At 75.7% G+C, this 13,135-nt stretch carries 6 protein-coding genes; all 6 read left to right on the top strand.

From position 1 onward, the window contains the following. From RDV89_RS17740 to RDV89_RS17715, 6 genes are read left to right on the top strand one after another with little or no spacing between them, the layout of a single operon-like run. Complete coding sequence (locus RDV89_RS17740; protein ID WP_315735205.1) at positions 1-2,139, top strand: NAD(+) synthase; 2,139 nt, start codon at positions 1-3, stop codon at positions 2,137-2,139. Positions 2,140-2,143: 4 nt separating this feature from the next. After that, positions 2,144-3,481 (top strand): type I glutamate--ammonia ligase, encoded by a 1,338-nt coding sequence (gene glnA, locus RDV89_RS17735; RefSeq protein WP_315735203.1) that lies wholly within the window; start codon positions 2,144-2,146, stop codon positions 3,479-3,481. Positions 3,482-3,493: 12 nt separating this feature from the next. Further along, positions 3,494-4,255, top strand: a complete 762-nt coding sequence (locus RDV89_RS17730; RefSeq protein ID WP_315735201.1) for a type 1 glutamine amidotransferase — start codon at positions 3,494-3,496, stop codon at positions 4,253-4,255. After that, positions 4,252-7,284 (top strand): bifunctional [glutamine synthetase] adenylyltransferase/[glutamine synthetase]-adenylyl-L-tyrosine phosphorylase, encoded by a 3,033-nt coding sequence (locus RDV89_RS17725; protein ID WP_315735199.1) that lies wholly within the window; start codon positions 4,252-4,254, stop codon positions 7,282-7,284. Before RDV89_RS17730 ends, RDV89_RS17725 begins: the two co-directional genes overlap by 4 nt. Positions 7,285-7,288: 4 nt before the next feature. After that, positions 7,289-10,075, top strand: coding sequence for a DEAD/DEAH box helicase family protein (locus tag RDV89_RS17720; protein ID WP_315735197.1), 2,787 nt, complete (start codon positions 7,289-7,291; stop codon positions 10,073-10,075). Next, positions 10,072-13,116, top strand: coding sequence for a DEAD/DEAH box helicase (locus RDV89_RS17715; RefSeq protein WP_315735195.1), 3,045 nt, complete (start codon positions 10,072-10,074; stop codon positions 13,114-13,116). Before RDV89_RS17720 ends, RDV89_RS17715 begins: the two co-directional genes overlap by 4 nt. Positions 13,117-13,135: the final 19 nt, after the last annotated feature.

Below are 13,135 nucleotides of genomic sequence, written 5' to 3'. Positions count from 1 at the left end.
ATGGGTACCAGAGAACGCGCCGGTGAGTGGACCAACGTGTACGCCCAGGGGTACGCCCGGGTGGCCGCGGTCACGGTGCCGGTGACGGTCGCCGACCCGGCGGCGAACGCGGCCGCGGTGCTCGCCGAGGCGCGCGCGTGCCACGACGAGGGCGTCGCGGTCGCGGTGTTCCCGGAGCTGTGCCTGTCGGGCTACGCGGTCGACGACCTGTTCCTGCAGGACGTCCTGCTCGACGCCGTCGAGGACGCCGTCGTGGAGCTGGCGGAGGCGAGCCGGGACCTGCGTCCCCTGCTCGTCGTCGGCGCCCCGCTGCGCCACCACCACCGCGTCTACAACTGCGCGGTCGTGATCCACCGCGGCGAGGTGCTCGGCGTCGCGCCCAAGGTGCACCTGCCCAACTACCGCGAGTTCTACGAGCACCGCTGGTTCGCCTCCGGCGTGGACCAGGCCGGGGGAGACGTCGTCGAGGTCGGCGGCGTCGAGGTGCCGTTCGGGCACGACCTGGTCTTCACCGCCACCGACGTGCCGGGCCTGCGCGTGCACGCCGAGGTCTGCGAGGACCTGTGGGTGCCGGTGCCGCCGAGCGCCAACGCAGCCCTCGCCGGCGCGAGCGTGCTGGTCAACCTCTCCGGCAGCCCGATCACGGTCGGCCGCGCCGACGACCGGCACCTGCTGGCCCGCTCGCAGAGCTTCCGCTGCGCCGCGGCGTACGTCTACGCCGCCGCCGGCGAGGGCGAGTCGACGACCGACCTGTCCTGGGACGGCCAGACCATGGTCTACGAGATGGGCGACCTGCTCGGCGAGAGCGAGCGCTTCCCGTCGGGCCCGCGCCGCACCGTCGTCGACGTCGACCTCGACCGGATCCGCCAGGAGCGGGCGCGCCAGGGCACGTTCGACGACAACCGGGACGTGGAGGGGGTCCGCCCGGGCTCGTTCACCCACGTCGAGTTCACCCTGGACCCGCCGACGGGCGACCTCGGCCTGCGTCGCTCGCTCGACCGCTTCCCGTTCGTGCCCGACGACCCGGCCAGCCTCGCGCAGGACTGCTACGAGGCGTACAACATCCAGGTCTCCGGCCTCGAGCAGCGCCTGCGCGCCATCGGCGGCGACGCCTGGCAGCCCAAGATCGTGATCGGCGTCAGCGGCGGCCTCGACTCCACCCACGCCCTGATCGTCGCGGCGCGGGCGATGGACCGCCTGGGGCGCCCGCGCAGCGACATCCACGCGTTCACCATGCCGGGCTTCGCCACCGGCGAGACGACGAAGGGGTACGCGACGCGGCTGAGCGAGTCGCTCGGTGTCACGTTCGCCGAGCTCGACATCCGGCCCGCGGCCCGGCAGATGCTCACCGACCTCGACCACCCGTTCGGCGCGGGGGAGAAGGTCTACGACGTCACCTTCGAGAACGTCCAGGCCGGCCTGCGCACCGACTACCTGTTCCGGCTCGCCAACCACCGCGGCGGGATCGTGCTGGGCACCGGCGACCTCTCCGAGCTCGCGCTCGGCTGGTGCACGTACGGCGTCGGCGACCAGATGTCGCACTACAACGTCAACGGGGGCGTGCCCAAGACGCTGATCCAGCACCTGATCCGGTGGGTCGCCGACACCGGCCAGCTCTCCGAGGGCGACGCGTCGGGCGAGGTCAACGACCTGCTGCGCGCGATCGTGACGCAGGAGATCACGCCCGAGCTGATCCCGACCGAGGAGGGCGAGAAGCCGCAGGCGACCGAGGACGCGGTCGGCCCGTACGCGCTGGCCGACTTCGCGCTGTACCACGTCGTGCGGCGCGGCTACCGCCCCTCGAAGATCGCGTTCCTGGCCTGGCACGCCTGGCGGGACGCGGAGGCCGGCACCTGGCCCGCGGGCTACCCGGAGGAGACCCGCGCCGCCTACGACCTGGCGACCGTGCGGCACTGGCTCGAGGTCTTCGTGCGGCGCTTCTTCGCCAACCAGTTCAAGCGCTCCGCGCTGCCGAACGGCCCGAAGGTGGTGGCCGGCGGCACGATGAGCCCGCGCGGCGACTGGCGGATGCCGTCCGACGCCTCGCCCGCCGCCTGGCTGGCAGAGCTGGAGCGCGTGCCCACCCACGAGCCCACCCGGGATCCGGCCGCGACGGGCGGTGCCGGCGCACTAGGGTGACGCCATGAGCAAGCAGGAAGACTTCGTCCTCCGGGCACTCGAGGAGCGCGACGTCCGGTTCGTCCGGCTGTGGTTCACCGACGTGCTGGGCCACCTCAAGTCGGTCGCGGTCGCCCCGGCGGAGCTCGAGGGCGCGTTCAGCGAGGGCATCGGCTTCGACGGCTCCGCCATCGAGGGGTTCGCCCGTGTCTACGAGTCCGACATGCTCCTGCTGCCCGACGCCTCGACGTTCCAGATCCTGCCGTGGCGGGCCACCGGCCCCTCGACCGCGCGGATGTTCTGCGACGTCGTGATGCCGGACGGCAGCCCGTCCTACGCCGACCCGCGCTTCGTGCTCAAGCGCAACCTGTCGGCCGCCGCCGAGAAGGGCTTCACCTTCTACACGCACCCCGAGATCGAGTTCTACCTGCTCAAGGGGGTGCCGGACGCCGGCGAGGAGCCGGTGCCGGTGGACCGCACGGGCTTCTTCGACCACACGCCGCAGTCCATGGGCTCCGACTTCCGCCGCGAGGCGATCACGATGCTCGAGGCGATGGGCATCTCGGTCGAGTTCAGCCACCACGAGGGCGGCCCGGGCCAGCAGGAGATCGACCTGCGCTACGCCGACGCGCTGAGCACGGCCGACAACATCATGACCTTCCGCACCGTGATCCGCGAGGTGGCGCTGAGCCAGGGCGTGTGGGCGACGTTCATGCCCAAGCCGTTCACCACGCACCCGGGCTCGGGCATGCACACCCACCTCTCGCTGTTCGAGGGCGACCACAACGCCTTCTTCGAGGCGGGCGCGGAGTACCAGCTCTCGCGCACCGGCCGCCAGTTCATCGCCGGGCTGATGCGCCACGCGGGCGAGATCTCCGTGGTCACCAACCAGTGGGTGAACTCCTACAAGCGGCTGCTGTGGGGTGGCGAGGCGCCGTCGTACATCTGCTGGGGCCACAACAACCGCTCCGCGATGGTGCGCGTGCCGATGTACAAGCCGAACAAGAGCCAGTCGACGCGCGTCGAGCTGCGCACCATCGACCCGGCCGCCAACCCCTACCTCGCGTACGCGGTGGTGCTCGCGGCGGGCATGAAGGGCATCGAGAACGAGTACGAGCTGCCCCGCGAGGCCGAGGACGACGTCTGGTCCCTCACCGAGCGCGAGCGCAAGAGCCTCGGCATCGACCCGCTGCCCAAGACGCTGGCCGAGGCGATCAACATCGCCGACTCCTCCGAGCTGCTGGCCGAGGCCCTGGGCGAGCACGTCTACGACTTCTTCCTGCGCAACAAGCGCGCCGAGTGGGAGGGCTACCGCACGCAGGTCTCCGCCTACGAGCGCGACCTGATGCTGCCGGTGATCTGAGTGGGCCGCCCCGTGAGCGGTGCCCGGCTGCTCGTCGTGCAGCACCAGGGCGACTGCCCGGCCGCGCTGTTCGGCGGCTGGTGGGTCGAGGCGGGCCTCGAGCTGGACGTGCGTCGCGCCGACCGGGGCGAGCTGGCCCCGGGCCCGGACGCCCTGCTCGCGGGCGTCGCCGGCCTCGTCGTGCTCGGCGGCTCGCCGGGGGCGAACGACGACGACGACGCCCCGTGGCTGCCGGCCGCACGGGACCTGGTCGCGGCGGCCGCCGCCCGGGGCGTACCGACCCTGGGGATCTGCCTCGGCCACCAGCTCGCCGCGGTCGCCCTCGGCGGCACGGTCGAGCGCAACCCCGCGGGCCAGACCGTCGGGCTCACGCCCGTCGCGTGGACCGCCGCCGCGGCGCACGACCCGTTGTTCGCCGACGTCGTCGCACGACGCCCCGAGCCCGTGGCGGTGCACTGGAACAGCGACGTGGTCACCGCCCTGCCGCACGGCGCCGTCCTGCTGGCCTCGACGCCGGGAGGCGACGTGCAGGCGGCCCGTCTGGCGCCGACGGTCTGGGGCGTGCAGCTGCACCCCGAGGCCGACCGCGGGGTCGTGGAGGCGTGGGCGGCGAGCGACGCCGTGGTCCACGCGGAGCGGGGACTCGACCAGTCGGCGCTGCTGGGCGCGGTCGAGGCCGCGCACGCCGAGCTGGCCGCCACGTGGCGGCCCCTGGCCGACGCGTTCGCGCGACGGGTCGCGTCGGGGCGCACCTCGGAGGGCGACGCGGCGTGAGCACGGGGCCGGGCGAGCGGGCGCCGTCCCGCGCCGCGCTGCTGCGCGTGGGCTTCGACGACGTCGACGAGGCCCGGGAGCGGCTGGCCGAGCTGGGCCCCCAGGCCGTCGAGCTGCTCGCCATCCTGGGCCACGCCGCCGATCCGGACACGGCCGTGCTGCAGCTGCTGCGCGTCGCGGAGGCGCTGGACGAGCAGGGCCCAGCCGGGGAGCGGGCGGCGTTCCTCGACGCGCTGGTCGACGACGAGGGCACCGCGATGCGGGTCCTCACCGTGCTGGGGGCCAGCACCGCGCTGGGCGACCACCTGATCCGCCACCCCGAGCAGTGGCACGAGCTCACCGACCCCTCCTCGGGCTCGACCCGGCCCGCCGCCTGGGCGATCCGCGAGGGCCTCCTGCTCGCCGTCGGCGCCGACCCGACCGCAGCGGCGCCGGTCGCCGACGTCGCCACCCCGGAGGCGGACCGCGCTGCCGTGGACGCGCTGCGGGTGGAGTACCGCCGCTGGCTGCTGCGCCTCGCCGCCCGCGACCTGGCCCACCACCTCGGTGTCGACGACGTGGCCGCCGAGCTCTCCGACCTCGCGGCCGGCACCCTCGAGGCCGCGCTGGCCGTCGCCCGGGGCCGGGTCGGCGAGCAGGCCGCCAAGGTGCGCCTCGCCGTCGTCGCCCTCGGCAAGTGCGGCGGCCACGAGCTCAACTACGTCTCCGACGTCGACGTCGTCTTCGTGCACGAGCCGGTCCTCGACGAGGCGGGCGAGCCGCAGATCGGCCCCGACGCGGCGCTGCGCGTCGCGAGCCGGCTGTGCACCCAGCTGATCAGCGTCTGCTCCGACCACACCGGCGAGGGCACCATCTGGCCGGTCGACGCCAACCTGCGCCCCGAGGGGCGGCGCGGCAGCCTGTCGCGGACCCTCGCGAGCCACGAGGGGTACTACGACCGCTGGGCCAGCACGTGGGAGTTCCAGGCCCTGCTGAAGGCCCGGCCGGTCGCCGGCGACGCCGAGCTCGGGCGGGCGTACCACGAGATGGCCCAGGGGTTCGTGTGGCGGGCCGCCGAGCGCGACAACTTCGTGCCCGAGGTGCAGGCCATGCGGCGCCGCGTGCTCGAGCACATCCCCAGCCGCGACGCCGAGCGGCAGCTCAAGCTCGGGTCCGGGGGACTGCGCGACGTCGAGTTCGCCGTCCAGCTGCTGCAGCTGGTGCACGGGCGCGCCGACGAGCGGATCCGCCAGCCCACGACGCTCAGCGCGCTGGCGGCCCTGCGCCGCGGCGGGTACGTCGGGCTCGAGGACGGCCAGGCGCTGCACGACGCGTACGCCTTCCTGCGCACCCTCGAGCACCGCATGCAGCTGTGGCAGATGCGCCGCATCCACGTCGTGCCCGACGACCCGGAGGCGCTGCAGCGCCTGGGGCGCTCGATGGGCCACCTGCGCAGCTCGACCGAGCAGCTGGAGAAGCAGTGGCGCCACCACCGCCGCGAGGTGCGGCGGCTGCACGAGAAGCTCTTCTACCGCCCGCTGCTCGCGGCCGTCGCGCGGATCTCCTCGGAGGACGCGCGGCTCTCGCCCGAGGCCGCGCAGAACCGGCTGGCTGCGCTGGGGTACGTCGACCCCGCCGCCGCGCTGCGCCACCTCGAGGCCCTGACCGCCGGGCTGAGCCGCACCGCCGCGATCCAGCGCACCCTCCTGCCGGTGATGCTGTCGTGGTTCGCCGACGCCCCCGATCCCGACGCCGGACTGCTCGGCTTCCGGCGGATCTCGGAGAGCCTCGGCGCGACGCCGTGGTACCTGCGGCTGCTGCGCGACGAGGGCGAGGTCGCCCGCCGGCTCGCGCACCTGCTCGGCACCTCGCGCTACGCCACCGACCTGCTGCAGCGCGAGCCCGAGGGGGTGCGCATCCTCGGCCAGGACCTCGCGCCGCTCAGCTCGGAGACGCTGACCGCGGAGATGCTCGCGGGCGTGCGACGCCAGGACGGCCTGACGGCCGCGGTCCGCACGATCCGCGCGATCCGCCGCCGCGAGCTGTTCCGCATCTCCGCGGGCGAGCTGCTGGAGATCAACGACGTGGACGTCGTCGGCGCCGCGCTCTCGCGGCTCACCGACGCCACGCTCGAGGCCACGCTGACCGCGGTCACCGCGCACGTCACCCGCGAGCGGAACCTGGTGGCGCCGCCGACCCGGATGGCGATCGTCGCGATGGGCCGCTACGGCGGCTTCGAGCTCTCCTACGGCTCCGACGCCGACGTGATGTTCGTGCACGACCCCGTCCCCGACGCCGACCCGGCCAAGGCGGCGTCGTTCGCGCAGGCGGTGGTCAGCGAGCTGCGCCGCCAGCTCGCCACGGCGGGCACCGACCCCGCCCTCGAGGTCGACGCCGACCTGCGGCCCGAGGGCAAGCAGGGACCGATGGTGCGCACGCTGGAGGCGTACGCGGCCTACTACCGCCGCTGGTCCGCCGTGTGGGAGTTCCAGGCGCTGCTGCGCGCCGACGCCGTCGTCGGCGACGAGGACGTGCGGCGTCGCTTCCACGAGCTCGTCGACCCGCTGCGCTTCCCCGCCGAGGGGATCGGCGACGACGACGTGTCCGAGGTGCGCCGGATCAAGGCCCGCGTCGACACCGAGCGGCTGCCGCGCGGCGCGGACCCCAGCACGCACCTCAAGCTGGGTCGCGGGGGGCTCGCGGACATCGAGTGGACCGTGCAGCTGCTGCAGATGCGGTACGCCGGCCGCGTCGCCGCCCTGCGCACGCCCCGCACGGTCGAGGCCCTCGGCGCCGCGGCGGAGGCGGACCTCGTCGGCGTCGACGACGCCACCACGCTCGTCGAGTCGTGGCGGCTCGTCAGCCGGGTGCGCAACGCCGTCACGCTCGTGCGCGGCAAGGCGGGCGACCAGCTGCCGCGCGATCCCCGCGAGCGGGCCGCCGTCGCCGCGGTGATGGGCTACCCCGTCGGTCAGGACGCGCTCGCCAACGATCTGCTGCGGGCCATGCGCCGCGCCCGCGCGGTCGTGGACCGGGTGTTCTGGGAGTGACGGGGTGACCCGCGCGCCGGTCGAGGTGGAGTGGCGTACCCACCAGCGCCGGGCGCTGGAGGCCGTCGACGCGGACGCGGCGCGCAAGCACGCCGGCGGACGGGCGGTGCGGCACTGGGTGGTGCTGCCGCCCGGGTCGGGCAAGACGTACCTCGGGCTCGGCGTCGTGCGCGCCGCGCTGGCGGCCGACCCGTCCACCTGCGTCGTCGTGATGGTGCCGACGACGGCGGTGCAGGGGCAGTGGCTGCGCGCTGCCGGCGCGTTCGGGCTGGAGGCGGGCTCGGAGCGCTCGCTGGAGCCCGGCCTGCACGTCGTCACGTTCCCCTCGGTGGCCCAGATGGTCTCGCCGCTCGGTGACCTCGACCCCGCGGTGCTGGCCGGCGCGGACGTCGAGGACGACCCGCCGGACCTGCCGGACGAGGTCGACGGGATCGCCGACTCCGAGATCGAGGCCCGGCTGCACTGGCGCGGGAGCGACTGGGTGGCCCGGTTGGCCGAGGTGCCGCGCGTGCTGCTGGTCCTGGACGAGTCGCACCACCTGGTCCAGGCGTGGGGCGGTCTGCTGGTCGAGCTGCTGCGGCACCTGCCCGGGGCCCGCACCCTGGCGCTGACCGGCACGCCGCGCGACGGTCTGTCGCTCGCGCGGGAGCGGGCGGTGCACGATCTGTTCGGGGAGACGGCGTACGCCGCCGGGCCCACCGACCTGGTCCGCGAGGGCGACCTGGCTCCCTACCTGGACCTGGCCTGGTTCACGACGCCCACGGCGGCCGAGCACGACTGGCTGGCCGAGGGCGGGGTGCGGTTCGCGGAGCTGGAGGCCCTGCTGGAGGCGCCCGACTTCGGGTCCACCTCGCTGCGGGCGTGGCTGACCGCGCGCTACGTGGAGCCGACCCGCGCCGAGCGGGGCCGGATGTCGTGGAGCGCGCTGGCCGCCGCCGAGCCCGCGCTCACCGACGCGGTGCTGGCGCTCGTGCACGTCGGCGTGCTCGACGAGCCCGCGGGCGCGCGCCGGGACAACCGCTGGCCGCCGACGCCGGCCGACTGGATGGTGCTGCTCGACGACTGGCTGCTGCGCTGCGTCGTGCCCAGCGACGACCCGCGCGACGCCGAGGTGCTGGAGGTCGTGCGCCGCACGCTGCCGGCGCTCGGCTGGGTGTGGACGCGTCGGGGCGTGCGGCGGGGGCGCGACATGGTGGACCGGGTGCTGGCCCGCTCGGAGGCTAAGACGCTGGCCTGCCGCGAGATCGTCGGCCACACCCTCGCCGTGCTCGGGCCGCGGATGCGGATGCTCGTCGTGACCGACCACGAGAGCGCGGCCTCCACGGTGCCGATGACCCTGAGGGGCGTGGTCGACGGCAAGGCGGGCTCGGCCTGGTCGGTGCTGGACGTCCTCGCCTCCGACCCCGCGACCGACCTGCTCGACCCGATCCTGCTCACCGCGCGCACCGTCGCCGGTACCCCGGCGGCCATGGACCGCCTCCTGGCGTTCGTGGCCGGACGCGACCCCGACCTCGCTGCGTCGCTGCGCGTCGAGCCGGTCGCGGACGGCGCGCCCGAGGCGGGCTCCGTGCCCCTCGCGCGGCTCGTCGGCGAGCGGTCGTGGGGGCCGCGGCGCTGGGTCGCGGAGGTGACCGCGTACCTGTCCGAGGGCCACAGCCAGCTGCTGGTCGGCACGCGGAACCTGCTGGGGGAGGGCTGGGACGCCCGCCGGGTGACGGGCGTGATCGACCTGACCACCCCGACCACGGCGCAGTCGGTGACGCAGGTGCGGGGACGCTCGCTGCGCACCGACCCGGACTGGTCCGACAAGGTCGCCGTCAACTGGACGGTGTGCTGCGTGGAGGCCGACCACCCCCGCGGCGCCACGGACTGGGAGCGGCTGGTGGCCAAGCACGCGGCGTACCCGGCGCTGTCCGCCGCGCGCCGCGTCACCGTCGGCGTCGGCGCGCTGGACGTTGCGCTGCGACCCGACCGGATGCCGCGGCCCGACGAGCTGGCCGGGCTCAACGCCCGGGCTCGCGACCGCGCCGCGGACCTCGCGGTCGTGCGCGAGGCGTGGGCCGGCGGCGCCGTCGCACCGCTGGTCGCGCCGTACCCGCGCGCCGCAGCCCGCGGATCGTCCGTGGACCCCGGCCTGCGGGCGTTCGAGACGCCGCGGACGACCCCGCCCGAGCTGCCGGCCATCGCCGTGCAGCGACGGGTCCCGCCGGCGCGGGTGGCGTGGGTGCGCGCGCGTGCCCGACACGGTGACGCAGCCCTGGCGTTCCGGCGCCAGGTGCCCGCGTTGCAGCACGTGGCCGGTGCCGTCGCGGCCGCGAGCATCGAGGCGCTGTGCGAGGACGGCCTCAGCGGCTTCGACGCCCTCGCCGCCCGCTGGGCCGACCTGGTGGTGCTGCCCGACGGCAGCTATCGGCCCCGGCTGCGCAACGTCGGACCGGAGACGGCGGAGGCCTACGAGACGTCGGTCGCCGAAGCGCTGGGGCCCCTCGACCTGGCCACCCACCTGGTGGAGGTCCGACGCATCGCCGCAGCCCCGAGCGGCGGGGACTCCCTCCGCGTGCGGCGTGCGGCCGCGCGGGGTCGGCTGCCGGCGCCCGACCCGCACCTGTCGGACTGGTACGCGGTGCCGTCCCGGTTCAGCGAGAGCGAGGGAGGCCGTGCGTCGTACGGACGGGCCTGGGCCGCCTGGACCGGTGGGAGCGCGGAGATGGTGCCCGTCGAGAGCCCCGAGGGTGCGGCGGTCCTGGCGTCCCACGCGACGGGGCCCGACGCGATCGGCGGCGCCCGGTGACGTCCGGACCCGCCGGCGGGGGCGTCACCTGGCGCCGCCACCAGCGGCTTGCGCTCGACGCGCTCGCCGCCGACCATGCGCGGGCGACGGCGACGGGCGCACCGTCGCGGTCCTGGGTGGTGCTGCCGCCCGGGTCGGGCAAGACCTGGGTCGGCCTCGGCGTGGCCGCGCAGTCGCTCGCGGCCGGCGAGGCCTCGAGGGTCGTCGTGCTCGCGCCCAACACCGCGATCCAGGCGCAGTGGGTGCGGGCGGCCGCGGCGTTCGGGCTCGAGGCGGGTTCCGACCGGGAGCTGACCGCGGCGGTGAACGTGCTGACGTACCAGTCCGTCGCCGTCTTCGCCCGCAGCGGCCAGGACGGTGACGGGAGCGACGACGGCAGCGGCGAAGACGACGAGGGCGGTGACCTGCCGGACGAGCTGCCCGAGGAGGTCGACGACGAGCCGGAGGACCCGGCCGACGCGCTCCTGGCGCGGCTGCACCCCAACGGTGCCGCGCTGGTGGAGCGGATGGCCCAGGGCGGTCCGCTGCTGCTCGTGCTCGACGAGTGCCACCACCTGCTCGACCTGTGGGGCGAGCTGCTGGTCGCGCTGCTGAGCCGCGTGCCGCGGGCCCGTGTGCTCGGGCTGACGGCGACCCCGCGCGAGACGCTCAGCGGTCCGCAGGCGGCGCTGGTCGAAGAGCTCTTCGGGGCGGTCGGGTTCGCCGCCTCCGTGCCGGCCGTCGTGCGGGAGGGCGACCTGGCGCCGTTCGCCGAGGCCGCGTGGTTCACGCGCCCGACCTCCGCCGAGCTCGACTGGCTCGCCGAGAGCGCCCAACGCTTCGCCGAGCTGGGGGTGCTGCTCGAGGACCCGGACTTCGGCACGCGGCCGTTCCTGGAGTGGCTCTCGGAGCAGTACGTCACCCCGCACGACACCTCCGGCCGGCCCGTGCCGTGGTCGACGATCGCGCTCGCGGAGCCGGAGCGGGCCGACGCGCTGCTGCGCCTGGCCCACAGCGGTCGGCTCCCCGTGCCCGACGGCGCCCGCCTGACCGAAGAGCACCGCGCCGACCCGTCCCTCGACGACCGGATGCTGCTGCTGGACGACTGGATGCGCCGCTGCGTGCTGCTCAGCGACGACCCCCGCGACGCCGAGGTCGTCGAGGTCGTGCGCCGCACGCTGCCGGCGGTGGGGCGGGTGTGGACCCGCCACGGGGTACGCCGCGGGCGCAGCGTCGTCGACCGCGTCCTGGCCCGCTCCGAGGCCAAGGCCGACGCCTGCGTGGAGATCCTCGCCGGCACCGCGGCCGACCTGGGGGAGCGGACCCGGGCGCTCGTGCTCTGCGACCACGAGTCGGCGACGGCCACCCTGCCGATGACCCTGCAGGGCGTCGTCGACGCGCGGGCGGGCTCGGCCTGGGCCATCCTCGAGCGCCTCTGCGGCGACCCGGCCACCGCGGACCTGGCCCCCGTGCTCGTCACCGGCCGCTCGGTCGCGGGAGCGGAGGGCACGATGCGGGCACTGGCGGCCCATGTCGCCGAGCGGGATCCCGCGCTGGGCGCCACGCTGCGGTTGGAGGCCGTGCCCGACGCCCCGCTGGCCCGGCTGGTGGGGACCTCCGGAGCCTGGCGCAGCCGGCGCTGGGTGGGCCACGTGACGGACTTCTTCGAGATCGGCCGCTCCCGGGTGCTCGTCGGCACGAAGGGGCTGCTCGGCGAGGGCTGGGACGCGCGGCGGGTCACCGGCGTCGTCGACCTGACGTCCTCGACCACCAGCCAGTCGGTGGTGCAGGTGCGGGGACGCTCGCTGCGCACCGACCCGTCGTGGCCCGAGAAGGTCGCCGTGAACTGGACGGTCACCTGCCTGGCGCCCGAGCACCCGCAGGGCGACGCCGACTGGGCGCGGCTGGTGCGCAAGCACACCGGCTTCTTCGGCGTCGACGACGCCGGGGACGTCGTGGACGGCGTCGCGCACCTCGACCCCCTGCTCTCGCCGTTCCGCCCGCCCGCGTTGGACGACGTCGCCGGGCTGAACGCCCGAGCGGTGGTGCGCGCGGGTGACCTGGAGGGCGTACGCCGCCGCTGGCGCGTGGGGGAGGCGTACGCCGACGTGGCCGGCGCCGCCGTCCGCGTGCGGCTTCGCGGGGAGAGGGCGACTGCGGTCGTCCCCGCGGGTGAGGACGGATCCCCGCTCGCGCCCGTGCTGGCACCGCGCCGCGCCCCGGAGCCCTCGGCGGACGCGCTCGCGCGCATCGACCACCTGGGCCCGCGGCGCACGGTCGTCGGGGGAGCGTCCGGGGCCGGTCTCGGCGCGTTCGTGGGCGCGGTGGTCGCGCTGCCGCTGCTGCTCGTGGGGTCGGCGGCGCCGGCCCTGGTGGCGCTCGTGCTCGCCGTCCTGGTCGGAGCGGGTGCGGGCGGGTGGGTGGCCCTCCAGCGTCACCGGGCCGAGGTGACCCGCACGCGCCTGGCGCGCGAGGCGCACGTCGCGGCGACCGTCGCGATCGCGACGGCGGTGCCGGAGCCCCACCTGGTCGCCGCGGCCGTGGCGGACGCGCTGCACGCGGTCGGCGACAGCCCGGTCGGCGCGGACGGGCTCGAGGTCGCCCGCGACGACGACGGCACCTACCGCTGCCGCCTGCACGGCGTCGACGAACCCACGGCCGCGACCTTCGCGACCGCGCTCGAGGAGGCGCTCGGACCGCTCGAGCGGCCGCGCTACGTCGTGCAGCGCCGCACGCTGTCCGCCGCGTCGGCGCGAGCGCTGTGTGCTTCGGGCGCCCCGGGCGCCCCGGGCGCCCCGGACACCGACGAGCACGCCGCCGCTCGAGACGAGGCTCTCGCCGGCCGGCTGCCCGCGGACGGGGAGGTGTGGCACCCGGTGCCCACCGTGCTGGGCAACCGCGCCGACCGCGCCCGGGCGTACGCCCGCGCCTGGGCGCACTGGCTCGACGGCGACCCGCAACCCCGCTGGAGGGGCTCGCCCGAGGGCGCGGGAGTCCTCGCGGCGCAGCACGGCAGCGATCCTTTCGACGTCGCCACCGTGATCCGGCGGCACTGGGGGTGAGCGGGCGGCGCCACCCGCT

The organism is Nocardioides imazamoxiresistens (genome assembly GCF_032378595.1).
Taxonomy (GTDB): Bacteria; Actinomycetota; Actinomycetes; order Propionibacteriales; family Nocardioidaceae; genus Nocardioides; species Nocardioides imazamoxiresistens.
The sequence above is the reverse complement of the archived record's forward strand: the minus strand, read 5'-3'. Positions and strand labels throughout refer to the sequence as shown.

Bases quoted from the DNA above. Each gene is read 5' to 3' on its own strand.
- RDV89_RS17740 (WP_315735205.1), top strand. From the start codon at position 1: ATGGGTACCAGAGAACGCGCCGGTGAGTGGACCAACGTGTACGCCCAG.
- glnA (WP_315735203.1), top strand. From the start codon at position 2,144: ATGAGCAAGCAGGAAGACTTCGTCCTCCGGGCACTCGAGGAGCGCGAC.